The organism is Afifella aestuarii, assembly GCF_004023665.1.
In the GTDB taxonomy this organism is placed as follows: Bacteria; Pseudomonadota; Alphaproteobacteria; order Rhizobiales; family Afifellaceae; genus Afifella; species Afifella aestuarii.
Genome location: NZ_SAUF01000005.1, coordinates 79,373 through 104,922, shown reverse-complemented (window position 1 = coordinate 104,922; position 25,550 = coordinate 79,373). Strand labels below are relative to the sequence as shown.

Here is a 25,550-nt window from a genome sequence, read left to right as displayed (position 1 = left end):
TTTCCTTTCACAGAATTCTCACAGCGCCGCGACCATCGCGCGGGCCACATCGATATCTTCCTCGACGGATCCACCACTTACGCCCACCGCGCCGACGACGCGGCCGCCGCGCTCAAGAGGCAGCCCCCCGCCGACCAGCGTGAAGTTCGGAATGTTGCTGTCGATGCCGAACAGTGGACCGCCGGGCTGCGATAGTTTCGCGATCTCATGGGTCGGCGAGCGCACGGCAGCGGCCGTATAGGCTTTGTGCGGCGCAAGCTTCAGGCTGACGCCCAGCGAGCCCTTCATGCGGCGCAGCTCGATCAGATCACCGGCCGCGTCGACGACGACCAGCACCATCGGCACGGAAATGGCGTCCGCACGGGCAATTCCGGCTTCCACCAGCTGATCGCAATCTGACAGGCAGAGTTCCGTCATCGTCCCCTCCTCGGGTTCGGCCTTGGCTTTCTTGATCTGCCTGGTGACTTCGCGAACGACCGCACGCTGCTCGTCGATGCGCGCCGCCATATAAAGATAGTCAGACAAGCGATTGAAATATTTGAAGAGAACCGGGTTGATCTCTTCTTCCCGGCCGAGTGCGATGAGACGGCGCTCGCCGCGGCGCACGAAGGTGCGAGCCATGTCGAGGGCTGCCGCAGCCGGTGTTCCACCAGGCGTCACGAAGCCTCTCTGGGGGACACGCTCTTCCTGATAGGCGTCGATCAGTTTCTCCAGATGTTCCACCTGGTGCGGCTCGACGCGGTAGACTTTGCCTTTGCGCGGCTTGTCGGGGTCAAAGCCGGAGGCAACCTCTGCCATCACGTCGATCAGCTCGCGCTGGAGGCAATGGAGGTCGCCGCGCAGCTCGTCATCCTCACAGGAGGCACGCCCGAGGCCCATAGCCGAGGTGGCCTCATCGAGGGTCCCGTAGACTTCCACCCGCAGGCTGTCCTTAGGGACACGCAGACCGCCGAGAAGCGAGGTTTCGCCCTTGTCTCCGCCCTTTGTGTAGACGCTCATGACCGCACATCCACTGTGTCGACGATGCCGACGACAGCCGCGTCGACGGGGCTTGGTTTATCCAGCTTCACGCGCGCAGCGCCGCCAGTGACGTAGAGAACCGTGTCGCTGCCGCCGGCGCCGACGAGGTCGATGGCGACGATACGGGAGCCGTCCGAGGTTTCCAGGACGAGGAGCTTGTAGCCAACGAGCGCATCATCCTTGCGCGTGGCGACGACAGTTCCGATTACCGTTGCAAGTTGCATTTCAGTCGTCCTTTCACTGTCACGCGGCAACGAGCTTGAGATGCAGGCGCTCGACAGCATCGCGCGCCTGGGCCGTCAAAGCCTGCCCCGGCGCGAGGCTGATTGAAGAACCAGGCGCAAGCCCCAGGAGCTCGTTGGCGGTCACGAATTTCGCGGCTGGCGTCACCGTGTTCGATATCCCAGCGGCGACCGTGGCCGACTGCTGGGGAACAACGGCAGGCGCCTCCGTCACGTGGCGCGACGTCACGAGGTGGCGCTCCATCCGCATCAAGAAGTCTTGCTTGTCGACCATCTCCGCGCCGAAGGCGGCGAGCCGGGCGAGGTATTCCTGCAGAAGCGACCAGAGAACGGGCGAGCCGTCCGGCTTTGACCCCATGACCTCGCCGCGCTTGTCCGCAGGATCGGCGCCGTTGCGAATGGCGATGACCGGCTTGCCCGCAAGAAGCACACCCAGAAAGAGCGTCGTTGCCGGGGAATCCATGAGCCCGAGGGCAAGACGACCGGCAAGGTTCATCGTCAGGCACGGCACGAGGAGCAGGTCGCACCCCTTGATGAGCTCGGGCACATCGAGCCAGGGATCGTAAGGAAGGATCGTCTTCGCGCCCTCCTGGCGAACCAGATCTTCGGTCAGGACATGCTGCGCACCCGGCGTCATCAGCACTTTGAGCTCGTGCTTGGAGGCGCTCAGGCGGCGGATGCCTTCGCGCGCGGCGTAAAAGCCACTCGCAGCCCCGCTCAGCAGCATGACGACGCGCCGCGGTGAGGTGTCGAGCGTCTCGCCCTCAAGCTGCGCCATCACTCTGGCGACGACCATGTCGACGATTGCCTCGTCCATCGCCCTCTCCCTTCAGCCTCCTCAGCGCGGAATGATGAGCGTGCACATCTGGCCGGTCCGGATGCCGGCCGCATTCGCTTCATCCGTGTCGACGTGCAATTCGGTGCGCCAGCCCGCCTTCACGCGCACAAAGATGCCGTGCAGCGTCGTGGGCTTTGGACCGTCGACCCGGAGATCGAGAAGGTCACCGGCCTTGACGCGAAGTTCGCGGGCAACATCGTCGCTGAGGTGAATGTGGCGCCGCGCCTGGAAGGCGCCGCCGCCTTTGCCGCCCGGCAAGCGCACAGTGCCCCGCGGTCCGACGAGGGTGACGGGCTGCGTTCCCTCTTCGCTGCCTTCGGTGCGCACCGGCAGCTTCAGGCCGATGTTGGTGGCATCCGTCTGTGCCAGTTCGACCTGCGAGAACGCCCGGGTCGGACCGAGAACGCGAACCTTTTCGATCGCCCGCTTCGGACCGACGACGATCAGCTGCTCTTTCGCGGCGAAATAGCCTTTCTGATAAAGCTCGTTGTAGACCTGCAGGTCGTAGCCCTCGCCGAAGAGCACCTTCACGTGTTCGTCGCAGAGATGGATGTGGCGGACGGAGACGCCGGTGTAGACCGGCAGTTCCAGATTGCCGTTACGAATGACCGGCTTCGTCGGCACCTCGCTCTGGGCAGCCTCAGGCTTGGGCGGCGTCACCTCAGTCTTGGCCGCAGCCGGTGGTGCACTCGCCGTCGACTTAGCCGCGCCCGCTCCCGCTTGCGAAAGACGCCGGACCACTTCTTTGGTGACCCCTTCGATCGTTTCGGCGGTGATTTCCATCGAGTTACTCCTCAGTCGCGCCTTCGGCGCGGTCTTCTTCGTCCGTTCCAATCGTCGGCGACGCGGTCTTCACCGACCGTCAGTATTTTCTTCTGGAGCGCCGTCCCTTGCGGGGCCGGCCGTTTGAGGCCGCGTGCTCACCGGTCGCATTCGTCTCGCCCGTCTCGCCATCCGAGGTGTCATCGGCGTCTTCATCACCAGCTTCGTCGGACGCCTCATCGTTGCTATCGGCCGCTGCCCCGGACGGGGCTTCCTCTTGCGGGGTTGCATCGGCTGCGGCGGACGTCTCGACCTGGGTGGCTTCTTCAGCGACCGGCCCGGTCACCTCCGAAGCCTTGGGTTGGTCGTCTTCGGCGTCGCTTTCGCCTTCGGCGCTGTCCTCGGAACCGGCGGCCTCGGAGCTCGCCTCTTCCGGCGCAGATTCAGCGGCCGCAGGCTCTGCCGCCGGCGCCTCTGGGGCGGCCTCGCTCGGCGCCTCCGACTTCGGCTTGCCACCGGCCTGCAGGATCAGGCTTTCGAGCGTGTCGTGCGGGCGCGGGATGATCAGCTGACCATCGATCCGCCCGACCTTGGCACCAGCGGCCGTTCCCGCGGCCACCGCCGCGCGGATCGCACCGACGTCGCCAGCGAGCTTGATGGTGATGCGTCCACCGCCTTTTGCGGTCTCGGAGCCGAGCAGCACGACATTGGCGGATTTCACCGCTGCGTCCGCCGCTGCGATCGCAGTCGGCAGGCCAATGGCCTCGATCAATCCCAGAGCCTTCAGCGCCATTGTGTTCCTCGTTCTTTGATGATCGCCACGACGATTTTGACGATCTTGCGTATGTCGGCCTCGCTCAGAGCAAGCTCGGGAGAGGCCTCGCCGGCCGGCCGTCTTGCTGTCTCAGCCGCTTGTTGATTTGTGCAATTGCCCCCAGCACCGCCTTCGGCGCGCGCCTGGCTTTGTGTCGGGACGCCCCCGCCGTTGCCATCCCGAAGGGCGGCAGCAGTCTTAGCCGGAACGGATGCCGCCGATTGTGCTGCGGCGCGTCGTTCGGAGGCCGGCCGAACGCGCTCGTCGACATCCTCGACCGCGTCTTCGAAGAGCAGCGGAAGGCGTGCCACCATGCGGGCGGCATTGGCGCCGGCCCGGCGACAGACGGCTTCGGCTTTGCCTTCGTAGGGAATCGTCAAGACCGGCTTTTCGGGCGGCATGTGCCGTTCGTGCAGAACGATCGCGTCAGCGCCGATCGCAACACCGATATCGATCCGCGAACTGATCGCAGCCGCATAAGCCGCATCCACGACATCGCCGGAAGCCGCCTCGGCCATCTTGGTCGGGACGCCCTCTTCCTCAGCGCCGATCAACACCCATTCGTAAAGCGACGGCGTTGCTCCGCGGACGACCGCGACGTTGATGGTGGGACGTTCGGACTTCTCGGCCATAGCTCAGACCGCTCCCTGACGCCGCGCATGGCTGAGGACGAGGCCGGTCGCCACGGCGTTCACAGGGCCGAGAGCGCCGCGGATATTGGCGGTGCCGATCACCGTGCCGTAATGGGCGAGCTGATCGGTCAGCATGCGGGCGACCTCGAAGTCGAGCCCCGAACCGCCAACGACGGCGACGAATTGGATCTCACGGATGTTGCCGGCCGGCGCGACCGCGGAGAGCGCCCGCATGGCATTGCGCACGAAGACGCGGCGCTTGGCCTCGCGGCGCACCTCGCGGATGCGGTCCAGCGTGTGGTGCGTCGGGATCGGCGAAAGCCCGTCCGGGGTGATCAGGGCGACACGGCCAAAGAGCTTCGGATCGAGCGGCTCCTCGAAGAAGCGCACGGTGTTGTCCTCGTGGCGGACGTGGAACAGGCTTTCCACACGCACCAGCGGGAAGCGCTTGATCTGCTCGGCGATGTCCGTCTCGTTGCCGCCCGGCAAATCGAGCTCACGCTGGATGAGGAGCGTGACCATGTCGCCGGCGCCGGCAAGATGGACCGAGCGCACGTCACGGTCCTTTTCAAGGATCGCTGCGTCGGTCGAGCCGGCACCGAGGTCGAGGATCGCCAAAGGCGTGTCGAGGCCCGGCGTCGTGAGTGTGCCGAGGATCGCCATATTGGCTTCGACACCACCGAGCTGCACCTTGATGCCGAGCTCCTTGTGCAGACCTTCGGCAAGCTGCTCCATCAGAAGCTTGTCAGTGTTGACCATGGCCGCAAGCCCGACGGCATTCTCCATCGAGAATTCCTGGGCGAGGCCACCCGAAACCCGCTGCGGCACGAGGCAATCGACCGCCAGCACGTCGCGGATATGCACCTCCGACGCCGGTTTCTTCGTCATGTTGCTCATGGTCTGACGCACACGCGCCACCATGCCGCCGACATTGGTGCCGGACTCGCCTTCCACATCCTTGAGCGGAAAGGCCTCGGCGAGCGCATCCATGATCGCGTCAGCGCCGGAATCCATTGGCGCGTCGACCGTGCGGCGCTCGCCGATAAGCTTCAGCGAACCAGCCGGAATGTGCCGGGTCTGGACGTCGCCGGCGGGGGTGCGGATGACCACGGCCGAGCGCAAGCCGATGAGGGCCTTGGCGATCGGAATGATCATCGTCGTTTCTTGCGGCGTCAGCTTGAAGAGCGTCGCAATGCCATACGGATTGCTGAGCTGCTGGATCGCCTGGCCATGATCGGCCACTTCGACAGCCGCGAGCATGCCGAGCGGCACCTGATCGATGAGCTTCACTTCATCGACGATCGGCAACTTCTTGGGAAGGCGGTTGGCGATCAGAACACCGTCGTCGCCCTGCACGATCGCGGCCGTCACATCGACGCCGCGCTCGATCGCCGCTGCCAGCATCTGTGCGGCGCGGGTGAAATCGTAGGTCTTCGGGACGACGGCGATGATCGCCTCGTCTTTCGGGGCTGTCTCAAGCTCACTGATGTCGTGCGTGACGCCGACACCGATGCCGAGCCCGCCCGGAGAATTCGGATTATGACCGATCATCGAAGACTCGGTGATGATCGTCTCGGTGATCGTTTCCATGGCGATATCGCCAATCACCGGGGTCGCTTCATTCAGAAGAACAAGGTCGATGTCGCCCAACGCGAGCCCAGCCTGCTGCACAGCCGTCTCAAGCGCGCGCACCACACCCGGCACATTCGCCAGGGTGCCTTTGATGCCCGTCGTCGGCATGCGGCTGGAGGCCAGGAAATTCGGCACTCCACCTGATGCGCCCAATTCGGCCAGGGCAACTTCCGTGGTCGAGTTTCCGATATCGACGCCCGCGACCTTCATTTTTCTTCCAATAGGTTTGCTTTGAGGAAGGTGCGAAACGGCGGGCCAATTGGGGGTACACCCGCCGTTTCGCAGAGAACCAAACTCCAAGGGGGAGCAACGTGCAGGAGTTTGGTCGGTCCGTTTTCGTCAGTCCTTACGGAGGACGTCGCGACGCTCGTAAACGTCGGCCGCCTCACGAACGAAGCCCGCGCAAATCTGTGCGTCGAACTTGCTCTCCAACTCGTCCGCGATCGCCAGCAGTTCGGCTTTCGTCGAACGGTTCGGACGCAGAGCATTGTACATCTGCAGGATCCGGTCGTCGGGAACCCGGGTCATCTCGGCAGCGCGCCGAAGGTTCGCCGCGAACTGCGGGCGACCGACGCTCTCACCAATCTGAGCCTGGTATTCCAGAGTATCAGCCGTGATGCGGATGTCGTTCGGGCCGATCTTGCCGTTGAGGACATCCTCAAGAGTGATGTCCTCAAGCGACTTGCCGCCCGGCGTTTTGACCAGCTCGGGGCGATTCTTGGCGAGCGGATAGTCCTTCGTGTGGTCGAGCTTTCCGCTTGCCGATGCCTTGCTGGGGGCAGCGGCGGAACCGCCGTTGCCCAGCTCCGCGAGCACTTCGCGAACAATGGAGTTGATCAGGTCTTGCTGTGACATTGTTTTTCTCCCTGTCCGCTCAGCTGAACTTCACTTCCAGATCGACCGGCTTCGCATTGCGATCGACGAAGCTGGTTTCACGGATGTGGAGGACCGCAGCGATGGCCTGGTATTTCGGCCGGGCCATCTGGTCGTTCTTCTGGCGCACGGGATCGGGCGTCTCGCCCTTCGCGTAGCGCGCAGCGTTGCGGCCGATTGAGCGGTAGGTTTCAAGGTCGAGCACCGGCGCCTGCGGGAACAGCTCCAGGTTCTGAAGCGGGAACAGGTCTCGCTGGTGGATGACCGAAGTGCCCCGCGACTGGATGCCGATGGCGATGCCCGAACCGGCGAGCTTCGCACCGACATTGCCGGCGAAAGCGACGTCGGAGGTGTGCTTGACCCGGATGACGCGTCCCTTGCAGCCCTCTTCCTCGATGCCGGCGAGAATTTCGCGCAACACCTTGGCGTGGGGGATGCCAGTGATCGTCTGTTCCTTCAGCTTGTCGCCGAAGGCCGGGGCAAGAGCCACGACGACTTCGTTCGGCTCCGTACCCTGCTTGGCAGGGCCGACCTCACGCAGTGTCATCTTGGCGGCGGAGTTGTCGACCGGTGCAAAGGCGGAAACCGGAGTGCTTTTCGCACTCTTGTCTTCCGCCAGCTGCATCTGGGCCAGGACTTCCCGAACCGCGTCACGGACAGCTGCTTCTGTGATCTGTGCCATTTCTGTCTATCTCCTGACCGCGGCTTAGAGATCTTCAGGCCGAATGGCCTGACGGATCGTCTGCAACTGTTTCCAGCGCTCGCCTTCGGCCCGATATCCAGTGCCAGGGCCCTGGTAATCGTTCAGGTCATTGACGGCAGCGATCGGGTTGAAGTCGGTGTCGAAGATCGTCGAAGTGTGCAGGTAGTCACCCGCCACGCGCTGCTTCTGGATGGACAGAACGGAGTTCGCCACATCCGCAAAGCCTTGCTTGGCAAGAGCCTTGATCACATCGAGACCGGTGATGCCCCGCTTCAGGATGTCCTGCGCAGCCTTGGTGTCCCGCACCTTATCGCGCGGCGGCATGTCGTCGCTCGAATGGGCGTAGGTCGCGGCTTCGACTTCCTCGTCGGTGATCGTCGGCAGACCGAGTTCCGTAAAGACAGCCTGCATGGCGCGGGCGGCCTTGTTGCGGACTTCCACGATCTTCTCTTCCGAACTCGGGACAAGACCAGCATCGACCTTGAGGTCGCGCTGAATGATCAGCCAATCGTCAATGTCGTCGATGTCGACATTGGAACCGGCGAACATGTTGTCCTTGTTCGGCGTGGCCGAATAGCCAGAGGTGATGAAGTCGGTTCCCGGAAGGAACTGCATCAACAGGCGGGCCGTCCGACGCATGTCGGAATGCGAGAAGGTCTGGTCGTTGCCCGACGCGTTCTCGAGGTCGAGGCACGCCGTGACGAGGTTCTCACCGAGGACAGCACGGATACCACCCGGGACGCCGGCCGGAACGCCGATGCACGAGATGGAGCCGTTCTGCAGGCCCTGCACGCCGGCCGCCTTGGTCAGCATGATGCACTTGATCTCCAAGTACAGCATCGACTTGCCTTCGGCGTAACCCATCTGCACTTCCGAACCGGTACCGGAGGTGAAGCGCATCTTGATGCCGCGTGAGGCGTAGGCAGAGGCCAGGAAGCCCTTCGACCACGGCGTATCGTCGCCGTCGATGAACACCCGCTCCGTGCCGTAGACCGAGACCGTTTCCGCATAGGCGGTCAGACCGCGCATGCCGAGCTCGAGCTCGATCGATTCCTCCAGAGAGTCCTGCCAGAGGACGCCCGGACGGCCGACCTGACCACCGATCAGAAGCGCAAGCGCGTTGAACGGGCCATAGTTGAACACCGCGACGGTCGTCTCGATCTCGGCGAAGCCGTAGCAGGTCGCCTCGGCCGCGTCGGCCGCCATCAGGACGGGATTGTCCTGGGTGTTGGTCACGTGAGCCTGGTTCGCCGGGGTGCGACGGGCACGCATCTTCTGCACGCCCATCATCATCTCGACGACGTTAAGCTCGTCGATCACCGCTGCGATCTTGGCAGGCGTGAGACCCGAGAAGACGCGAACGACCTTCTCGCGCGGCACGTTGATGTCGACGATCATCCTGGCGATATCAACAGCCGACATCGCCATCATCTCTTCGGCGACCTTGGCGTTGATGCCATATTTGGCGATGAAGAGTTCGTTGAAGTCGAACTCGTCAACCGTGCGACCGTCCATTTCGACGATCACACCGTCTTTGACTTTGATGCTCGGCTTCGGATCGTTCGGGCTGCCCATGGCAATCATGCCGACTTCGGGCCATTCCGTCACATACCCGTCTTGGTTGACGGGCCGCTTCTCCAGAGCCTCAAATCTTTTATGCCTTTTGGCCATACTTTTATTCCTCGCTAAGGCTGGCTCTCGATCAGATGTACGGAGTTCCGTCCGTCTTCGGCTCCGAGCCAAGCGTTCCGAGGAGCTTCACGCCGATCTCGCGCGCCGTGACGACCGCCTGGCGGACCGCGCCGGCATCACCGCTGAAGAAGCCGATGACCTCGTTCGAGAAAGACGTGCCCTTGGCCGGCGAAGAAATGCCCAGAAGATCGACGTCTGCCGACTTCACAGCGGCATCGACCATCTCGACACCGATACCGGCAGGAGCACCGACGCAAAGACCGAAAGCGCGCCCGATCGGGGCACCGAAAGCCTTGTTGCAGGCGTAGCTGGCACGTGCGGTGTACTGCAGCTCAATGTGGCCGGCGTCATTTCCATAGACGTCGCCGAACGTGCGCTGCAGATCCTTAAGGGCAACCTCGATACCGCGACGGGCATCCGACACCTCTTCGGCACCGAGGATGATCAGGGAGCCGTGGCCCGCCCCGCCCTTGGTGTCACGAGCAAGCTCGATCGAGATGACTTCGGTGTTGGTGGCCTTCACGGCCTCGTCGACGGCGAGGATGTGCGGGCCGGCGCCCGTGCGTGAGCTCAGGATGCCGATCGAGCGGTACTTCGGGTCGTAGCCCAGCATTTCGTGGAGCTTCGGATCGAGGTTGGCGATCACGATGCCGATCGAATCGCCGACCGCAGTCCCGACGAATTCCGTCAGGCCGGGATGCTTGGTGGCGGGCTGCGACGCAGCCGGAGCAGCCGGAGCAGCACCGGCGTTGCCGCCGATCTTCTGCATCACCTGCTGCACCATCTGGTCGAGGAGTTTATCGTCCATGGCGTGTCATCCTTTAATGACTAGTGCGTACAGATCAGCTGGAGGCGCCCGGAAGCTTCGGCAGCAGCTTTTCCGTATCCATGTGCGGCCGCGGAATGACGTGGACCGAAACCACTTCACCGACGCGCTGTGCCGCAGCGGCACCGGCATCGGTGGCAGCCTTCACGGCGCCGACATCGCCACGGACCATGACGGTCACGAGACCAGAGCCGATCTTCTCCGTGCCAATCAGCGTGACGTTGGCCGCTTTGACCATCGCGTCGGCCGCCTCGACCATCGCGACAAGACCCTTCGTCTCCAGCAGGCCAAGGGCTTCACCCGGTGTATTTGCCATGTTGCTTCACTCCTCTGTGTTAGAAGCGCTGTGGTGAACCAGTCCCAGGGCAAGAAGACGTTGGCGCAATTCCTCAATGCCGGTGCCTTCAACCGCAGAGACGGGGTAGATGTCCCCACGCACCCCGGCATCGCGAAGCAGCCGTGAGGCATGAGCGATGTCGGCGTCGGGACGATCAATCTTTGTGACCAGGCCGATGACGGTCTGGGAAAACATCAGGAAGAACCCAGGCGGAAAGCTGGAGCGCGCGCGTGTGGCATCCTGGATCACCAGGAGCACTGCCGCGTCGTTCGCTGTCGTGATCAGATGGTTCCGGAACATCCCCATCTCGGAATATTCCCCGGGGGTGTCGATGCCCCAGCCGGCGTAGTCGACCATCTGGGTCTTGCGTGCCGCCTCGCCCGCACCCTCAAGAGCACGCAGCAGAGTCGTCTTGCCGAAGCCGACGGAGCCGAGCACCATGAAGCGCCGCTCGGAGGGAGTTTCCGCTGCAGCCATTGCCACCCCGCCCCGCCTCATGTCCGCGTGACCTTGGCCGGGAAGAAGGCAAGGACACTTTGGAGCCCACGATTGGCCGCCTCGACGGCGACCTCGACGCTATCCAGGCTGCCGCACACCACCAGCGTGCCACTGAAGCGGTCCAGGAAACCGATGGTGACATCAGCCGCCTTCATCGCCAGATCGCCAGCTATGATCGTGCCCTCGCCCGGCGTCACGGTTAGGATCCCGACCGCCTCCGCATCCTCCAGACCGACCCTTTGGCACAAAGCGGCGTCCGGATTTGCGATAATATGAGCAATCGTTACCTGCCGGCCAGGCACGTATTCTTGAATAATACGTGTCGATACTTCTTCCTGGTCGAACTGCGTCCGCGACATGCTTAGTTGTTCTTCCTTTTGAGACAGTCGCGGTTTTAGACGGCGGGGGTCACGCCTTCAATGCACGGACCGGCGAATGCACTCCACAAATCGGCTTTTGTTCCGCCTGATAGTGTACGAACTCAGCCGAAAAGTGCACAACCATAGCGGCTAATTGCATTGCCGCGCCCTCTTCCACCCCATAAGAAAGTACCAGCTAAGAAAGCCGGTTCTGCCGCATTCATAAGGGTTTGCGGTCGCCAGTTGTGTTGTGCGTGAGGGTACCGATTACGCCAGCAATGGCCTACGATACTCTCTGCTCCAAAAATACAACCAGAGATACGTGCCCGTTTTGCTATAGGCCGGACAATGCGCAGCGTGACCCGTGGAACCCGCGTCGCGCCCGGACAAGTGGGCCCATCTGGAGCGTCTATTGTGAAAGCTTTAGTTTATTACGGCTCTGGAAAGATCTCCTGGGAAGACAAACCCCTCCCGAAGATCGAGCACCCGGCCGACGTTATTGTCCGGATCAGCAAAACGACGCTTTGCGGCACGGATCTTGCGATTCTGCGCGGCGGTGTGCCCACCGTTCAGCCTGGCCGCACCATTGGCCATGAGGCCACCGGCTACATCACCGAGGTCGGCGCCGCTGTCCAGGATCTCAAGGTCGGTGATCATGTCATCATTCCCTGCAACACGTCCTGCGGGCGTTGCGAGCCGTGTCGCAGGGGGCTTCATTCGAGCTGCGAACGCGGCGGCTGGCTACTCGGCAACACGATCGACGGCGTGCAGGCCGAATATGCGCGCATTCCGCTTGCCGATTCGAGCCTCTTTCGCATTCCGGACGGCGTCGACGAAGAGGCCGCTTTGATGCTGGCCGACATTCTGCCGACCGGCCTCGAAGTCGGTGTCAAACGCGCGGAGGTGGGCCTCGGCGACGCGCTCGTCGTCATCGGTGCGGGGCCCGTCGGACTGGCGACCATCCTCGCCGCGGAATTCTACTCGCCGGCCCGGATCATCGCCATCGACCTGGACGACAATCGCCTGGCCAAGGCTCTCGAAATCGGCGCCACGGATATCATCAACAACAAAGACGGCAAGGCGCGCGAGAAGGTTATGGCGCTCACCGAAGGGCGCGGCGCGGACGCGGTCATCGAGGTGATCGGCAATCCGGCGACCTTCCAGCTGGCGCAGGAGATCCTCGCCGCCGGCGGCCGCATGGCCAATATCGGCATCTTCCACAAGAGCACCGAACTGCACAGCGAAACGCTTTGGACGCGCAACATCACTCTGCGCATGGGCGTCGTCGACAACAGCACGGTGCCGGTCCTTTTGAAGATGGTCCAGGCGGGAAGACTCGACCCGACGAGCCTCGTCTCTCACCACTTCCACATCAACCAGATCCTCGACGCCTACGAGATCTTCAAGAACGCGGCCGAGGAGCAGGCAATCAAGGTCGTCCTCTCCACCGATGCGGCCAAGAAAGCTGGCAGCGGCGTCTCCAACGACAACGAGTTCATTCGCCAGATCGTGGGGCGCGTCCTGGCCAGCCTCTGACATCCCTCGCCAACGGCCGCGATGCGGCACGGCTCAACGAAAACCGGCGCCCCACGCCTCGCAGAGGTAGTGCGGCCATGCTTGCGGAGTGTTCACCGGTGATTTTGGTTATCAATTGCGGCAGCTCGACGCTGAAATACCAGCTCTACACCACCGATCTCACGATCGTCACCGCCAAAGGTCTCGTCAGCAGGATCGGCGAAGAGGGCTCACGGCTGGAACATACCGCTCACGGAGAGAAACATGTCCGCGTGGTGCCAGTGCCGGACCATCACACGGCCTTCACGGCCATGATCGACCTCCTGCTCGACCCGGAGGTCGGGGTCATAGACGACATCAGCGATGTCACGGCGGTCGGCCACCGCGCTGTTCATGGCGCTGACACCTTCGTCAAATCCTCGGTGATCAATGACGAAGTCATCGCCAAGCTGGAAGAATGCGTCCCGCTCGCCCCGCTTCACAACCCGCCGAATCTCGTCGGCATCGTGGAGGCGCGCAGATTGCTGCCGGACGTACCGCAGGTGGTCGTCTTCGACACCGCCTTCCACCAGACCATGCCCGAATATGCGCATGTCTACGCCCTGCCATACGAGCTCTATAGCGAGCACCGGATTCGTCGCTACGGTTTCCACGGAACGTCGTGCCGCTTCGTCAATCAGATGGCGGCGGACATGCTCGGCAGACCCGTGGACGAGCTCAAAATGGTCATCTGCCATCTCGGCAACGGCGTCACGATCGACGCGATCGAGAACGGACGCTCGATCGATACAAGCATCGGCTTCGCCACATTTTCCGGGGTTATGATGGGCACGCGCTCTGGTGACGTCGATCCGGGGCTGATCTTCTATCTCAACAAGCAACTCGGCATGAGCCTCGATGATATCGAGGCCATGCTTTACAAACGGAGCGGTCTCCTCGGCGTCTCAGGCATTAGCAACGATATGCGAGAAGTTGAGGAACGCGCCGAGGGTGGCTGCGAACGTTGCGAGCTCGCGCTTGAGATGTTCGCCTACATGACGCGGAAATATATCGGGTCTTATGCAGCCGCCTTGGGCGGGCTCGATGCGTTGGTCTTCACCGCAGGCATCGGCGAGAACAGCCCCTCGATGCGAGCGCGGATCTGCGAGAAGCTCGGCTTCCTCGGCATTGCCATCGATAGCGACGCCAACGAGGCGCCGGGCGACGACGGGCGGATCAGCACCCGTGATTCCAGGACGGCGGCCATGGTCGTGCCGACCGACGAGGAAAAGATGATCGCCATCGACACACTTCGCCTGACCGAAAAGGCGAGAGCAGAAGCCGCGTGAGGCAGGAACGATGAACAGCCACGCCGACGACATCCTCGCCCGTGCAGTCAGCGTCTTCAACAAGACGCCGGCTCGGCAGGGTTACAAGGGCCGGGTTCATGTCGGGGTCGACCTCGGCACGGCCTATACCGTCCTCGTCGTTCTCGACGAGGACGGACAGCCGCTCGCCGGGCGCTATCAATTCGCGCAGATCGTGCGGGACGGCCTCGTGGTGGATTTCATCGGCGCCATGCAGATCCTTTCGCGCATGAAGGCGGAGGTTGAGGCGGATCTCGGCTTCGCGCTCGAGAGTGCGGCGACCTCCTACCCTCCTGGCGTTGCGCCGGCGGAGGTGAAGGCAACGCAGAATGTCGTCATCGGTGCAGGGCTCGAATGCGAGCATTTCGTCGATGAACCGACAGCGGCCAATGCCCTCCTGCAGATCAAGGACGGGGCGGTGGTCGACGTCGGCGGCGGCACGACGGGCGTTGCGATCTTCAAGGATGGCGAAGTCGTCTATACGGCCGACGAGGCGACTGGCGGGACCCAGTTCACGCTGGTGCTTTCAGGCGCTCTCGGCGTTTCTTTCGAGGAGGCGGAAGACATCAAAAAGGACCCAAAAAGGGCCCGTTCACTTTATCCGCTGGTCAGACCGGTTATGCAGAAGGTCGGTAGCATCGTCGCCCGCCACATCGCCCCGTACGACGTCAAGACCATCCATCTGGTGGGCGGCACCAGCGGGATGCCCGGCATGGCCGACATCGTGGCCGAGATGACCGGAATCCCGACGAAGCTGCCGTCTCACCCGATGTTCGTGACGCCGATTGGCATCGCCATGCATGATCGTGAAGACAAAACAGGCGCGCCGCCCCAGAAATAGGCGGCGCGAAGATCATTGCGCGTCCGGCACCGGCTCCTTCTCGCTTCGGCGGAACTGCGCCGGCGTCATGCCTGTCTCACGCTGGAACAGGCGATAGAAATTGGTGACGTTGGCATAGCCGACCTGCTCGGCGACCGCTTCGTTGGTCGTGTCGGTCGTCAAGAGCAGATCCTTGGCCGCCTCGATGCGCTTCTCGGTGAGAAACTGCTTGTAGCTGATGCCGACACATTCGCGAAAACGGTGCGCAAGGTGCGACGGGCTGAGATGCGCGACATTGGCGACAGCCGAGAGCGACATGTTTTCATCGGCATAGTTTTCGGAAATGAAGGCGATCGCACGCTTGACCGGATCTCTCTCCGGCGCACAGGGCGTGGCAGCCGACGTCACGTCCCGCGCGATCTCCGCATCGGAGGCGGACGAGGACGCACTCAATTCCGTGCAGATCTCACCGTGGAGCTTCCGCAACAATTCGCCAAGCTTCGCCGGACGGATCGGCTTCAGAAGATAGTCGAGCGCACCGATCTTGAGAGCGCGTTGCACATAGGCAAATTCATCATAAGCCGTGAGGAAGATGAGCCGCGTGCGCGGCAGCTCGGCCTTGATGATCGCCGCCGCTTCCAACCCGTCCACGCCAGGCATCTTGATGTCGATCAGAATAAGCTCAGGATGCTCGCGCCGCGCCAGCTCCACCGCCTCGGAGCCGTTCTTGGCCTCCCAGACATTGGCGAAGTCGAGCGCCTCCGCCGCCACGACGCGGCTGACCGTCGAGCGAATGATGGGCGTGTCGTCGGCCACCAAAAGGCCGGGCCGAACCGAGGACTCCTGCTGAAAAGCGCCTTGAAACATGGACGCAAAACGCTCAGTGCGTGCGAGCTCAAGCATTTTCGAGCTGCGCATAGTCGCCGAGTGGCCAGGAAAGCTCAATTCGGGTTCCCTCATTCAATCTGCTTGTTACTTTTAGATCGAAGTCGTTGCCGTACTCGCTGTCGAGCCGGGTGATAACGCTCTGCAGTCCGAGAGCCGCGCGGCTGCGCTCCGCCTGCTGCAAGACACAACGATCGTTGTTGAGCGCGGCGACCTGAGCCTCACTCATCCCCGCGCCGTTGTCATAAACCTCGATCAAGCCGCGATCGCCTACCCTCCGGGCCGAAACGCGCACACGCACCGGCCGCGAGAGCGCTTCCACCCCATGCACGATAGCGTTCTCGGCAAGCGGCTGCAGAACCATGCACGGGACCGGCCAATTGCGCAGGCTTTCGTCGAGATCGACTTCGATGCTCAGGTGGTCGCCGAAGCGAAGCTGGTGGAGGCGCAAGCAGCGTTCGATCATGTCGAATTCTTCGCTGAGCGGTACCGAAGTGGCGAGATTGCGCAGGCTGTAGCGGAGGATGTCGCTCAGCATATAAGCGACCTCCTCGGTCTTCACCGCCTTCTCCTCGAAAGCCGTGTAGCCAATGAGCGTCAAGGAATTGAACAGGAAATGCGGATTGACGCGCGCCTGCAACGCCCGCAACTGCGCATCCTGCAGCGCCTTTTCCGTGGCCGCCTTGGCTTTCACCTCTTTGAGGAGGCGCGCCTGGATCAGGTTCGTCTTGCCAATCTCGATGATGTGGCTCGCCGCCAGCATCAGCATCTCGACAGCGGAATCGAGGCGATCTCGATCGGCCGCCGGCATGGCATAGACGGCTTCCTCGAGTTCAGCCGGAGCAATGCCAATTGAACCGTTTCGGTCGAGCACGTTCTGGATCGTGCGCTCGCGTTCACTTTCGAGCATCACCTGGCCGCACAAGAGGCAGCCGAGATATTCGTCCTCGATGATGATCGGCGCGGCGACGTCGACGAGCCCGGCATGGCAGACATAGGTTGCCGGCCGGCCAGACCGGTAGGCGGCGAGGCCCCCGCAGGCATCGCATGCATGACAGCGCCGCAACCCTTCGGGGGTGGAACGCATCAAACGACACACAGGCTGGAAATTGCTTGTTTTGGTGACGGGAACCCCGTCGCGACCAACTGTCACCGCCGCCATATCCATGGCCTTGGCAAACGTGTCCTGGATCCTCTGCAACGTCGGGACGTCGACGAAGTCCTGGATCCGCCACTTATGAGTTGGGAAATGCTCTTCCATCAAGATGACCGACCTGCCCAACGCCGAAAGATGACAAGCAAGCGCAAGCGCTGCCCGCCGTGATTTTCGTCGCTGGATGCAGACCCCGACATCCCTCGTTGTACGCCGACAGCCCACACAGCCCGACGCACATCACCGGCAGGTCTCCTGGCTCGCGGCACCAAGCAAGGGCTACCTTCCCAGCACTTTCGCGCCAGTGGCACTCCCAGCCCTGCTCTCCGCTCACAGTTGCGGGGGCAGCTACGGTTTCGGCCCCTTTTTGGTAGGCCTCACCGTATTCCCTTTTCATCCTTGCACTCTCGCGCTCGGAAACCGGTAACGGGCTTTTACTGGCGCTAAGAGAGGCATATGTCAAGTCGGCAAGGCCGCTAACGCTTTCGTTACCCACCGGCAATAGGAGAAAATTCTATTTTCGGTTTATTTTTAGCGCGTGCAGGTTGCTTTTTGCCATAAAACGGCCATTCGAAGCTCCAATATTCGTAATATTTACATCGGAATTGGAGGGTAATACTTCGATGTATGACGATTTCTACAGGCGCCCGCGCCCCGATCCGGCCATAATGCCACATGTTGCCAGGTCTCGACACCCTCTTCGTCTGGCCTCAGAGGCATCACCCCACGGGACGAATAGCGCCTTTCAGTACAGGATTTTTGCAACAGAGGCGGACTGCCCGTGTCCCCTCCAGCAACCTCCTCTGGGTCGCCTCCTCCGGACACCCCTTCGAGCACGGAGGTGGCCGATGCCGTCAAAGCCTCGGCCCGAACTATAGAGCCTGACCATCCCCGTCGAAGAAATGGCAATGGGCGGGATCGAAGCTCAGCCAAACGCGCTCGCCCGTCGTCACATCGCTGATCCCAGCCGTCTCGACGGTCACGAGATCATCCTCGCCGATATTGGCATAGAGAAGCGTGTGGTTGCCGAAAGTCTCGACGACGACGATCTCGGCCGCAATACCTTCGGTCTTCTCGCGGCTGAACTTGATCTCATGCGGACGGATGCCGAGCACGACATCGTCCCGATCGATCGCCGCCGCCGGCGCTTCCGGAAAAGCCATTTCGACCCCGTTCGGGAGCTTGAGGCAAGGACTTCCCTCCGATGCTCCGGCGACGCGCACCGGCAGGAAGTTCATCTGCGGGCTGCCGATGAAGCTCGCCACGAAACGGGTCTTCGGCTTGCCATAGAGTTCGAGCGGCGTGCCCACCTGCTCGATGCGCCCCTCGTTCAACACCACGATGCGGTCGGCGAGCGTCATCGCCTCGGTCTGATCGTGCGTGACGTAGATCATCGTGGCGTCCATGTCGCGATGCAGGCGCGCGATCTCGATGCGCATCTGGGCGCGCAGAGCTGCGTCGAGGTTGGACAAAGGCTCGTCGAACAGGAAGACCTTCGGATCGCGCACGATCGCACGACCGATGGCGACACGCTGGCGCTGTCCGCCGGACAATTGCCGCGGCTTGCGCTGGAGAAGCTCCGACAGGCGCAGCATTTCTGCCGCTTCCGTGACCTGCCGCTTGATCTCCGACTTCTCGACCTTCGCCTGCTTCAGGCCGAAGCCCATATTCTCTTCAACGGTCAGATGCGGATAGAGCGCGTAGGACTGGAACACCATCGAGATGCCGCGCTTGGCAGGCGACAAATCTTTCACCGAACGCCCCTCGATCAGAAGGTCGCCGGAGGTGATCTCCTCCAGCCCCGCAATCAAGCGCAGGAGCGTCGACTTCCCGCATCCAGACGGTCCGACGAAGACGACGAATTCTCCGGGCTCGACACCGAGGTCGACACCGCGGATCACCTCCGCGGCCCCGAACTTCTTACGCACGCCTCGAAGTTCAACTTGCAGCTCTCGGGCCATGGCGGTCACCTCGTTCAAACGAATGCCGATGGTTTGATGACGGGGACGTTTTCGCCCGCCACAGGATTGAGACGGCGGCGCACCATGGCTGCCGCTCCGATGAGACCGGAATCGTTACCATGCTCGGTCGCCAAGATCCGGGCATCATCAACCAGATACGGCCAGGTGTTTGCCCGAAGGTGGCGACGGATACGGTCCAGCAGAAAGCCTCCGGCGAGCGAGATGCCCCCGCCGACGACGCAAAGCTCGATGGCGGTGAGATTGATCATCGTCCCGAATGCCTGGGCGATGTAGCGCCCCATCGTCTCGAATGCCGCGTCGGCTCGTGCATCGCCGGCCAGAGCGCGTTCGCGCAAAAGGCTCATGCTGAGATCTTCGGCCGCTTCTCCGGTCTCCGCGGCATAGGCGGCGATGACGGCCTTGCCACCCGCAAGATCCTCAAACGTACCGTGAAGACCATAGCGTTCATACGGATGACCCGGCTCCAAAACCATGGCGCCGAATTCCGGCGGCTTGCCATCACGGCCGCGCACGATGCGCCGATCGATGACGAGGGCGCCGCCAATGCCGGTGCCCACCGTGATGAGGGCAAAGCTCGAAACGCGCCTGCCGACACCGAACTCCAATTCGCCGAGCGTGGCAGAGATCGCGTCGTTGTCCGTCGCGGCGGGCACGTTCAGCCGCCTGGCGAGCTCAGCCGCAAGCGAGCCGCCCTGAAGAAGCGGAACATTTCCGGTGCCGTCGAGCGGCAGGCCGGTGGCGGGATCCGCATAGCCAGGCGCCGCGATCCCGATCGCTTCGGGCGCAGCTGAGACCGTACGCGCCAAGGCATCGAGGCTTTCGGCAGCCCCCTCCACGAGGGCTTCGAAGCTTGCCAGCGAAGGAAAGGGAAGTGCGCTCTTGGCGACGACGACGCCGTTGCCGTCGACGATGCCAAGCTTCACCGAGGATCCACCGACATCGACCGCAAAAAGGAATTCGGGCGTCAAACGGCCTCTCCGACCTTGATGCCGAGCCGCTGCGTCATGCCCGGATAAGGCATATCCTCCGGCACGAGCCCGCGTTCCGCGGCAAGATCGACTGCGAGCCACTGAAACGGCACGACGGCGCTCAAGGTATCGAGACCTTGCGTCGGCTCTTCCGACGCCGGCCAGACGATCCCCTCAGGCTCCTTGCCGGTGAGATCGAAGATGAAGCCGGTAAGGCCGTAATGCGCCATTGCCGCCACGACACGGCGTGCCAGATCGAGCTCGTCCGCGTTCGAAGCAAGCGCAATCGTCACGCTCTTCTTGGTGAGGCCGTGCAGACGGCCGTGGCTCGCCTCCTCGGTTTCGAGGCCAAAGGAGGGAATGCCGGCCATTTCCGCCACTTTCAACGAACCCTCCAGGGCAGAACCGTAATGCCGTCCCTGCCCCAGCACTGCGATCACATCGGCACCGGCGAGCTTCGGCGCCATGTTGGTCGACCAGATGCGCGCCGTCTCGATCAGCTGCGCATAACCGTCGACGAAACCACGCGCCGCTGTCGGCATCGTCTTGCCGCTCAGCGCCATGCCGATCAAGCGAAGCGCCAAAACGCTCGCCGTGTAGCCCTTGGTCTTCGGCCCGACGGTCTCGTCCTCGACCGGAAGCCAGACGAGCTTCACATCACAGGCGGCAAGCGGCGCATCTCGTCCGGCCGTCACCACGATGACATCCATGCCCTCTTTGCGGGCCTGTTTCGTCGCCGCGATCGTATCGCTGCTGTTGCCCGACTGGGACAAGACGATGGCAAGGCTCTTGGCGACGCGGCGCTCGCCGGCCTCGGCCAGGAAGGTCAGCGGGCTGCGCAGCGCAAGCTCGGCAGGGAGACCGGAAAAGCTGTCAGAGGCGGCAAGGAGCGCATTCATCGAACTGCCGGTGCCGATCAAAATGACGCGTTCAGGCTCCGATTCCGGGAGCGCCGCTTCGATCTGTGACGGCAAGTCGGACAGGACTTTCTCGACCGCCGCCGGTTGTTGGGCGATAAAGTCACTGATTTTCATGGTCATAACGCAGCCTGAGGATCCGTATCGAGGAAGTTGATTGACGTAATGGGTCCCTATTAATCAAAACGTTTTGGAAAACTCAACCATTTACAGCGAGACGGAGTGCGATGTCGCTTCAGGGCACAAACCTCGAACATGCGAGAAGACGCAATCGCCGCGTGGCGTTCGAAGCGGTTTTGAAACACGGCCCGCTGTCGCGCTCAGAGATCGCCCGGATGACGGGCCTCACCTCGCAGACCGCCTCCAACATAGCCGGGGAATTGATCGCACTCGGCCTCATCAAGGAGACCGGGCGTCGCCTCGGTCGCAAGGGCCAGCCAGCCACCGAATATGTGGTCGACGAGGAAGGCGCCTACACGATCGGCATCCACCTCGATCAGAACCAGCTGGTCGGCCTGCTCGTCGACGTTCTGGGGCACATCGTTGCACGCACCGCGCTTCCGATCGCCCGCCAAAATCCGGGCGAGGTCTTGCCTCTCGTGGAGCGGGCCGTCGACGGCCTGGTCAACGGAAACGACGAAATCCGGCGGCGCCTTCTCGGGCTCGGCGCGGTGATGCCGGGCTTTTTCGAGAGCGGCACCTTCGCATCACGCGGCCCCCTCACGATGGAAGGCTGGCTCGATTTTCCGCTCGCCCAGGAGCTTTCCGGACGTCTCAACCTGCCGGTTTTTGTGGATAACGACGCGACAGCCGCGGCGATCGGCGAAAGTCTCTACGGCTTCGGCCAGACCCATCCGACCTTCATTTACATCTATTTCGGCCTCGGTCTCGGCGGTGGCATCGTCATCGACGGGCGCCCCTTTACCGGCGTGCGGCAAAGAGCGGCGGAACTCGGCCATCTCATCGTCAATCCCGGCGGCAAGCCCTGCGCCTGCGGCAATCGGGGCTGTCTGGAGCGCTACGTCTCGCTGCACAGCGCCTACGAGGCGATCCTTCAAACCGAGAACGAATGGCAGGGCGCAAGCCCCGAGCTGCTCCTGAAAGCCTTTCAGACGGGCAATAACGCGCTCGCAAAGTGGCTCGACGACGCCGCCTACTATCTGCGCATCGCCGTCAACGGGCTTGAGAATCTCTTCGACCCGAGCGGCATCGTCGTGGGAGGCTTGCTTCCCGACCCGATCCTGACCGCCCTCGTCGAGAAGACTTTTCCACTGTTGCCGAGCTCCGCGGCGGATCCAGGGACCCGAGGCGCACGGCTCATCAAGGGCGACGTCCGCTTCGATACGCCAGCGGCAGGAGCTGCAGCTCTGCCGATGTCGCGCCTTCTGCATCCGCTTGCGAAGGAAGACGGGCCAGAGCTGGAGAATGCCGCAGGAGCCGGCCTTTTCGGAGCGCTTTGAGCGCCGAAGTGGGGCGCTGTGCGGGCTCGGAACGGGCGCTCGCACCTCACTCGAAAGAGTGCGCGCCGCCGTCCAAAGGGTGCACCCACTCAGGCCCTATCGGCAGATTTTTGCAGTGCAATAAGGGCGACAGGCCAGGCTAACGCCCGTTGACAGACAATTTTGCCCTTGATCTATTTAGCAAAACAATTTGAATTATTAATCCTCGCGGTTTCGATGTCGCTGGAACTGTCCGCAACTGAAATGGAGTCCAAGTGCATGAACATTTTACGCCTCAGTGCGGCCACCGCCTTGGTCGCATCATCGCTCGGCCTGGGCATGGCCGGCCCCGCCTCGGCGGAAACGACCATCAATGCTCTCTACATGTCGCAGGCCTCCTACAACGAGGCCGATGTCCGCAGCATGACAGAGGCCTTTGAGAAGGCGAACCCCGACGTCAAAGTCAATCTCGAGTTCGTCCCCTACGAAGGCCTGCGCGACAAGACCCTCCTCGCCAGCAGTTCCAGCCAGGGTTACGACGTTGTCCTCTTCGACGTGATCTGGACCGCGGAATATGCCAAGCGCGGCATCCTCGCCGATGAGACGGACAACATCTCCTCTGAGGTCAAAGACGAGATTTTCCCCGGCGCCTGGACGACCGTGGAATATAACGGCCACTATTACGGCATGCCGTGGACGAATAGCTCCAAGCTCTTCTTCTACAACAAGGAAATGGTCGAGAAGGCCGGTTTCGATCACGCTCCGCAGACCTGGAGCGAACTCGTCGAGCAGGCCAAGGCGATGAAGGAGCAGGGTATCGTCGAATACCCGATCGTGTGGAGCTGGGCGCAGGCGGAAGCCGTGATCTGCGACTACACCGTGCTTCTCGACGCCTTCGACGGCAAGTTCCTCGACAAGGACGGCGCTCCGGTCTTCCAGGAGGATGGCGGCCTTGAAGCGCTGAAGTTCATGGTCTCCACGCTCGACGACGGCATCACCAACCCGAATTCGACGGAATATCTCGAAGAGGATGTGCGCCGGGTGTTCTCGAGCGGCCAGGCTGCGTTCGCCCTCAACTGGCCTTATATGTACAACCTCGCCAACGATCCGAAGGAATCCGACATCAGCGGCAAGGTCGGCGTCATGGCACCGCTCGGCGTTAAGGACCGCACGGAAGCGTCCGGCGTGAACGGCTCCATGGGTCTCGGCGTCACCGCCAACAGCGACAAAGCCGACATCGCCTGGAAGTACGTCCAGCACATGTCCTCGCCGGAGATGCAGAACAGTCACGCAGAGCGCAGCCTGCCGATCTGGAAGGCTTCTTTCGAGAATTCCGAGGTCATCTCGGGTCGCGAGGATCTCATGAAGGCTGCAAGCAACGCTTTCACCGCGATGATCGCCCGTCCGACCCTGCCGAACTACCAGGAAGCGTCGAACATCCTGCAGGTGTCGATCCAGGAAGCCCTTCTCGGCGCCTCCTCCCCGGAAGACGCCCTCGGCTCGGCCGCCGATCAGCTTAAATCCCTGACCGACCAGTAAGGCCTTCCTTCGATGCGCTCATCCCTATCGTATCATTCCAGGCAGCGTCTGACTGCCTGGCTCATGATCGCGCCTCTCGCGGTCGGTGTCCTGATCATCGTCGGATGGCCGTTCCTCGACACGATATGGATGAGTTTCACCTCGGCACAGCTGACCCAGTACACAGGCGACTGGGTCGGCCTCGACAATTACATCCGCGCCTTCCGCTCGCCGCAAGTTCGCGGCGCGCTTGCGACGACAATCTTCTTCGTCGCCCTCACCGTTTCGCTGGAACTCGTTCTCGGCGTCTTGGTGGCTTTGCTGCTTGATCAGCCGCTTTACGGCAGGCGCTTCTTTCGCGCGCTCCTGATCCTCCCCTGGGCGCTGCCGACAGTGGTGAACGCCATGTCGTGGCGGCTGATCTACAATCCCGATTTCGGCGGTCTCAACGCGGTTCTGACGCAGATCGGCCTCCTCGATTCCTATCAGAGCTGGCTCGGCTCGCCCGCGACCGCGATCTACGCCATCGCCGTCGCCGACATCTGGAAGACGGTGCCGCTCGTGGCGATGATCACGCTCGCCGCCCTGCAAGGCGTACCGCGCGAACAGCTGGAAGCCGCGCATATCGATGGCGCCTCGCCATGGTCGCGCTTCAAGACCGTCACCATGCCAGCGATCGTCGGACCGTTGATGGTCGCGGCCGTCCTTCGAACCATCGAGGGCGTCAAGGTCTTCGATATCGTCTGGGTGATGACGCGGGGTGGCCCCGCCAACAGCACCAAGACCATGAGCATTCAGGTCTACCAGGAAGCCTTTTCGAATTTCCGGGCCGGATCCGGCGCCTCGCAAGGCCTGTTGATCGTGCTCGTCAGCCTCATCCTCATCAACGTCTACGTGGCGCTCCTGCGCCGCCAGGGGGCACAATGAAACAACCTCTTGCCCTCCGCATCGTCCTGCATGCTCTGGCGATCCTCGTCGCCGTCATCATCCTGGCGCCGATCCTCTGGCTCCTCCTCGTCAGCGTCAGCACGACGACGCATCTGACGACCCTCCCCTTCGAGTGGCTTCCCGAGAAGCTGAATTTCGACAATTACGCCAAGCTCACGACGCTCGAGCCCAACAGCCGCGGCGAGATGTTCCTCTACGCCATGCGCAATACGGCGCTCGTCGCTTTCGGCGCGACAGCGATCGCGCTTTGCGCGGCGGTCCCCGCGGCCTGGTCCTTCTCCCGCTCCAAGGGCGGGCAGAGCAACCTTCTCTATGTCGTCGTCGCGACCTACATGCTGCCGCCGGTCGCCCTCATCGTTCCGCTCTTCGCCTTTTTGAACGGGCTCGGCCTCTTGAACACCAAGACCGGGCTGATGCTGGTCGACTGTTCCATCGTCCTGCCCTTCACCACCTGGCTTCTGAAGAGCAATTTCGACAACATCTCGCATGAGATCGAAGAAGCCGCCTTCGTCGACGGGGCCAGCATGCTGACGGTGCTGCGCAGCGTCACACTGCCGATGGCAAAGCCGGCGCTTGCGACCGTCGTGCTCTTCTCCATCCTCCTCGTCTGGGACGAATTCTTCTACGCCTTCATCCTGACCAACGACGACCGCAGCCAGACGCTCACCGTGGCGATCGCCAATCTCGCCAGCGGCCGCGTCTCCGATTACGGCCTGCTCGCAACCGCCGGAATTCTGACGGCGCTGCCGCCGCTCATCATCGGCATTCTCCTGCAGCGCGCGCTCGTCTCCGGCCTGGCACAAGGGGGCGTGAAGGGCTGAGGTCGGCGAT

At 62.4% G+C, this 25,550-nt stretch carries 26 protein-coding genes and 1 riboswitch; of the genes, 7 read left to right on the top strand and 19 right to left on the bottom strand.

The window, feature by feature from the left end; genetic code table 11:
- Window positions 1-18: 18 nt before the first annotated feature.
- The 14 genes from EO094_RS14725 to eutS form a co-directional block, all read right to left on the bottom strand.
- Entirely contained in the window at window positions 19-999 is a 981-nt protein-coding gene (locus EO094_RS14725) for a cob(I)yrinic acid a,c-diamide adenosyltransferase (protein WP_128293661.1), read from the bottom strand.
- The gene (locus tag EO094_RS14720; RefSeq protein ID WP_128293659.1) at window positions 996-1,244 is read right to left on the bottom strand and encodes a EutN/CcmL family microcompartment protein; all 249 of its coding nucleotides are present in this window, start codon (window positions 1,242-1,244) and stop codon (window positions 996-998) included. The genes EO094_RS14725 and EO094_RS14720 overlap by 4 nt, the downstream gene beginning before the upstream one ends.
- A gap of 19 nt (window positions 1,245-1,263) precedes the next feature.
- Entirely contained in the window at window positions 1,264-2,079 is an 816-nt protein-coding gene (locus tag EO094_RS14715) for a flavoprotein (protein ID WP_128293656.1), read from the bottom strand.
- 21 nt (window positions 2,080-2,100) lie between these two features.
- A complete protein-coding gene (locus EO094_RS14710) occupies window positions 2,101-2,883 on the bottom strand; it encodes a PduL/EutD family phosphate acyltransferase (protein ID WP_128293653.1) in 783 nt (260 codons plus the stop codon).
- A gap of 79 nt (window positions 2,884-2,962) precedes the next feature.
- Window positions 2,963-3,655: a BMC domain-containing protein gene (locus EO094_RS14705; RefSeq protein WP_128293650.1), complete on the bottom strand. Its 693-nt coding sequence runs from the start codon at window positions 3,653-3,655 to the stop codon at window positions 2,963-2,965.
- Window positions 3,646-4,308 (bottom strand): glycerol dehydratase reactivase beta/small subunit family protein, encoded by a 663-nt coding sequence (locus tag EO094_RS14700; protein ID WP_128293647.1) that lies wholly within the window; start codon window positions 4,306-4,308, stop codon window positions 3,646-3,648. The genes EO094_RS14705 and EO094_RS14700 overlap by 10 nt, the downstream gene beginning before the upstream one ends.
- 3 nt (window positions 4,309-4,311) lie before the next feature.
- Window positions 4,312-6,150, bottom strand: a complete 1,839-nt coding sequence (locus EO094_RS14695; protein WP_128293645.1) for a diol dehydratase reactivase subunit alpha — start codon at window positions 6,148-6,150, stop codon at window positions 4,312-4,314.
- A gap of 129 nt (window positions 6,151-6,279) precedes the next feature.
- Window positions 6,280-6,795, bottom strand: coding sequence for a diol dehydratase small subunit (locus EO094_RS14690; RefSeq protein ID WP_128293643.1), 516 nt, complete (start codon window positions 6,793-6,795; stop codon window positions 6,280-6,282).
- Between the two features lie 19 nt (window positions 6,796-6,814).
- Entirely contained in the window at window positions 6,815-7,495 is a 681-nt protein-coding gene (locus tag EO094_RS14685) for a propanediol/glycerol family dehydratase medium subunit (RefSeq protein ID WP_128293640.1), read from the bottom strand.
- Between the two features lie 24 nt (window positions 7,496-7,519).
- Window positions 7,520-9,187, bottom strand: a complete 1,668-nt coding sequence (locus tag EO094_RS14680) for a propanediol/glycerol family dehydratase large subunit (protein ID WP_128293637.1) — start codon at window positions 9,185-9,187, stop codon at window positions 7,520-7,522.
- Between the two features lie 31 nt (window positions 9,188-9,218).
- Window positions 9,219-10,016 (bottom strand): propanediol utilization microcompartment protein PduB, encoded by a 798-nt coding sequence (pduB, locus tag EO094_RS14675; RefSeq protein ID WP_128293635.1) that lies wholly within the window; start codon window positions 10,014-10,016, stop codon window positions 9,219-9,221.
- Between the two features lie 34 nt (window positions 10,017-10,050).
- Window positions 10,051-10,350 carry an ethanolamine utilization microcompartment protein EutM gene (gene eutM / locus EO094_RS14670; RefSeq protein ID WP_128293632.1) on the bottom strand — a complete coding sequence of 100 codons (300 nt, stop codon included), beginning with the start codon at window positions 10,348-10,350 and terminating at the stop codon, window positions 10,051-10,053.
- Window positions 10,351-10,356: 6 nt separating this feature from the next.
- Window positions 10,357-10,848 (bottom strand): EutP/PduV family microcompartment system protein, encoded by a 492-nt coding sequence (locus EO094_RS14665; RefSeq protein WP_128293630.1) that lies wholly within the window; start codon window positions 10,846-10,848, stop codon window positions 10,357-10,359.
- Window positions 10,849-10,865: 17 nt separating this feature from the next.
- The gene (gene eutS, locus EO094_RS14660; protein ID WP_128293627.1) at window positions 10,866-11,228 is read right to left on the bottom strand and encodes an ethanolamine utilization microcompartment protein EutS; all 363 of its coding nucleotides are present in this window, start codon (window positions 11,226-11,228) and stop codon (window positions 10,866-10,868) included.
- Between the two features lie 414 nt (window positions 11,229-11,642).
- Here eutS and EO094_RS14655 point away from each other — a divergent pair, with 414 nt between their 5' ends.
- From EO094_RS14655 to eutJ, 3 genes are all read left to right on the top strand, one after another.
- Complete coding sequence (locus EO094_RS14655; RefSeq protein ID WP_128293625.1) at window positions 11,643-12,764, top strand: zinc-binding dehydrogenase; 1,122 nt, start codon at window positions 11,643-11,645, stop codon at window positions 12,762-12,764.
- A 98-nt stretch (window positions 12,765-12,862) separates the two neighbouring features.
- On the top strand, window positions 12,863-14,071 hold the full coding sequence (locus tag EO094_RS14650) for an acetate/propionate family kinase (RefSeq protein WP_128293622.1): 1,209 nt from the start codon (window positions 12,863-12,865) through the stop codon (window positions 14,069-14,071).
- A gap of 10 nt (window positions 14,072-14,081) precedes the next feature.
- Window positions 14,082-14,930: an ethanolamine utilization protein EutJ gene (gene eutJ / locus EO094_RS14645; RefSeq protein WP_128293619.1), complete on the top strand. Its 849-nt coding sequence runs from the start codon at window positions 14,082-14,084 to the stop codon at window positions 14,928-14,930.
- Between the two features lie 12 nt (window positions 14,931-14,942).
- Here the strand turns inward: eutJ and EO094_RS14640 are convergent, their stop codons facing one another.
- The 5 genes from EO094_RS14640 to EO094_RS14620 form a co-directional block, all read right to left on the bottom strand.
- The gene (locus EO094_RS14640) at window positions 14,943-15,812 is read right to left on the bottom strand and encodes a response regulator transcription factor (protein WP_164879682.1); all 870 of its coding nucleotides are present in this window, start codon (window positions 15,810-15,812) and stop codon (window positions 14,943-14,945) included.
- On the bottom strand, window positions 15,805-17,055 hold the full coding sequence (locus tag EO094_RS14635) for a PocR ligand-binding domain-containing protein (RefSeq protein WP_128293614.1): 1,251 nt from the start codon (window positions 17,053-17,055) through the stop codon (window positions 15,805-15,807). The genes EO094_RS14640 and EO094_RS14635 overlap by 8 nt, the downstream gene beginning before the upstream one ends.
- A gap of 120 nt (window positions 17,056-17,175) precedes the next feature.
- Window positions 17,176-17,387: riboswitch (cobalamin riboswitch) on the bottom strand.
- A gap of 432 nt (window positions 17,388-17,819) precedes the next feature.
- Window positions 17,820-18,908: an ABC transporter ATP-binding protein gene (locus EO094_RS14630; RefSeq protein WP_128293611.1), complete on the bottom strand. Its 1,089-nt coding sequence runs from the start codon at window positions 18,906-18,908 to the stop codon at window positions 17,820-17,822.
- A 14-nt stretch (window positions 18,909-18,922) separates the two neighbouring features.
- Window positions 18,923-19,897 carry an ROK family protein gene (locus EO094_RS14625; protein WP_164879681.1) on the bottom strand — a complete coding sequence of 325 codons (975 nt, stop codon included), beginning with the start codon at window positions 19,895-19,897 and terminating at the stop codon, window positions 18,923-18,925.
- Window positions 19,894-20,937 (bottom strand): SIS domain-containing protein, encoded by a 1,044-nt coding sequence (locus EO094_RS14620; protein WP_128293606.1) that lies wholly within the window; start codon window positions 20,935-20,937, stop codon window positions 19,894-19,896. The genes EO094_RS14625 and EO094_RS14620 overlap by 4 nt, the downstream gene beginning before the upstream one ends.
- Before the next feature lie 155 nt (window positions 20,938-21,092).
- On the opposite strand from EO094_RS14620, the gene EO094_RS14615 reads away from it, so the two are divergent.
- The 4 genes from EO094_RS14615 to EO094_RS14600 all read left to right on the top strand — a co-directional run bounded on the left by EO094_RS14615 (window position 21,093) and on the right by EO094_RS14600 (window position 25,540).
- A complete protein-coding gene (locus EO094_RS14615; protein WP_164879680.1) occupies window positions 21,093-22,274 on the top strand; it encodes an ROK family transcriptional regulator in 1,182 nt (393 codons plus the stop codon).
- 264 nt (window positions 22,275-22,538) lie between these two features.
- Window positions 22,539-23,792, top strand: a complete 1,254-nt coding sequence (locus tag EO094_RS14610; RefSeq protein WP_425455919.1) for an extracellular solute-binding protein — start codon at window positions 22,539-22,541, stop codon at window positions 23,790-23,792.
- Window positions 23,793-23,855: 63 nt separating this feature from the next.
- Window positions 23,856-24,698 (top strand): carbohydrate ABC transporter permease, encoded by an 843-nt coding sequence (locus EO094_RS14605; RefSeq protein ID WP_234627527.1) that lies wholly within the window; start codon window positions 23,856-23,858, stop codon window positions 24,696-24,698.
- Window positions 24,695-25,540 carry a carbohydrate ABC transporter permease gene (locus tag EO094_RS14600; protein WP_128293597.1) on the top strand — a complete coding sequence of 282 codons (846 nt, stop codon included), beginning with the start codon at window positions 24,695-24,697 and terminating at the stop codon, window positions 25,538-25,540. Before EO094_RS14605 ends, EO094_RS14600 begins: the two co-directional genes overlap by 4 nt.
- Window positions 25,541-25,550 lie beyond the last annotated feature (10 nt).

Excerpts from the sequence above, each read along its gene's own strand:
- EO094_RS14640 (WP_164879682.1), bottom strand. The coding sequence starts at position 15,812 with ATGCTTGAGCTCGCACGCACTGAGCGTTTTGCGTCCATGTTTCAAGGC.
- pduB (WP_128293635.1), bottom strand. The coding sequence starts at position 10,016 with ATGGACGATAAACTCCTCGACCAGATGGTGCAGCAGGTGATGCAGAAG.
- EO094_RS14710 (WP_128293653.1), bottom strand. The coding sequence starts at position 2,883 with ATGGAAATCACCGCCGAAACGATCGAAGGGGTCACCAAAGAAGTGGTC.
- EO094_RS14690 (WP_128293643.1), bottom strand. The coding sequence starts at position 6,795 with ATGTCACAGCAAGACCTGATCAACTCCATTGTTCGCGAAGTGCTCGCG.
- EO094_RS14715 (WP_128293656.1), bottom strand. The coding sequence starts at position 2,079 with ATGGACGAGGCAATCGTCGACATGGTCGTCGCCAGAGTGATGGCGCAG.
- EO094_RS14630 (WP_128293611.1), bottom strand. The coding sequence starts at position 18,908 with ATGGCCCGAGAGCTGCAAGTTGAACTTCGAGGCGTGCGTAAGAAGTTC.
- EO094_RS14725 (WP_128293661.1), bottom strand. The coding sequence starts at position 999 with ATGAGCGTCTACACAAAGGGCGGAGACAAGGGCGAAACCTCGCTTCTC.
- EO094_RS14635 (WP_128293614.1), bottom strand. The coding sequence starts at position 17,055 with ATGGAAGAGCATTTCCCAACTCATAAGTGGCGGATCCAGGACTTCGTC.
- EO094_RS14695 (WP_128293645.1), bottom strand. The coding sequence starts at position 6,150 with ATGAAGGTCGCGGGCGTCGATATCGGAAACTCGACCACGGAAGTTGCC.
- EO094_RS14605 (WP_234627527.1), top strand. The coding sequence starts at position 23,856 with ATGATCGCGCCTCTCGCGGTCGGTGTCCTGATCATCGTCGGATGGCCG.
- eutS (WP_128293627.1), bottom strand. The coding sequence starts at position 11,228 with ATGTCGCGGACGCAGTTCGACCAGGAAGAAGTATCGACACGTATTATT.
- EO094_RS14665 (WP_128293630.1), bottom strand. The coding sequence starts at position 10,848 with ATGGCTGCAGCGGAAACTCCCTCCGAGCGGCGCTTCATGGTGCTCGGC.
- EO094_RS14700 (WP_128293647.1), bottom strand. The coding sequence starts at position 4,308 with ATGGCCGAGAAGTCCGAACGTCCCACCATCAACGTCGCGGTCGTCCGC.
- EO094_RS14685 (WP_128293640.1), bottom strand. The coding sequence starts at position 7,495 with ATGGCACAGATCACAGAAGCAGCTGTCCGTGACGCGGTTCGGGAAGTC.
- EO094_RS14620 (WP_128293606.1), bottom strand. The coding sequence starts at position 20,937 with ATGACCATGAAAATCAGTGACTTTATCGCCCAACAACCGGCGGCGGTC.
- EO094_RS14680 (WP_128293637.1), bottom strand. The coding sequence starts at position 9,187 with ATGGCCAAAAGGCATAAAAGATTTGAGGCTCTGGAGAAGCGGCCCGTC.
- eutM (WP_128293632.1), bottom strand. The coding sequence starts at position 10,350 with ATGGCAAATACACCGGGTGAAGCCCTTGGCCTGCTGGAGACGAAGGGT.
- EO094_RS14600 (WP_128293597.1), top strand. The coding sequence starts at position 24,695 with ATGAAACAACCTCTTGCCCTCCGCATCGTCCTGCATGCTCTGGCGATC.
- EO094_RS14705 (WP_128293650.1), bottom strand. The coding sequence starts at position 3,655 with ATGGCGCTGAAGGCTCTGGGATTGATCGAGGCCATTGGCCTGCCGACT.
- eutJ (WP_128293619.1), top strand. The coding sequence starts at position 14,082 with ATGAACAGCCACGCCGACGACATCCTCGCCCGTGCAGTCAGCGTCTTC.
- EO094_RS14720 (WP_128293659.1), bottom strand. The coding sequence starts at position 1,244 with ATGCAACTTGCAACGGTAATCGGAACTGTCGTCGCCACGCGCAAGGAT.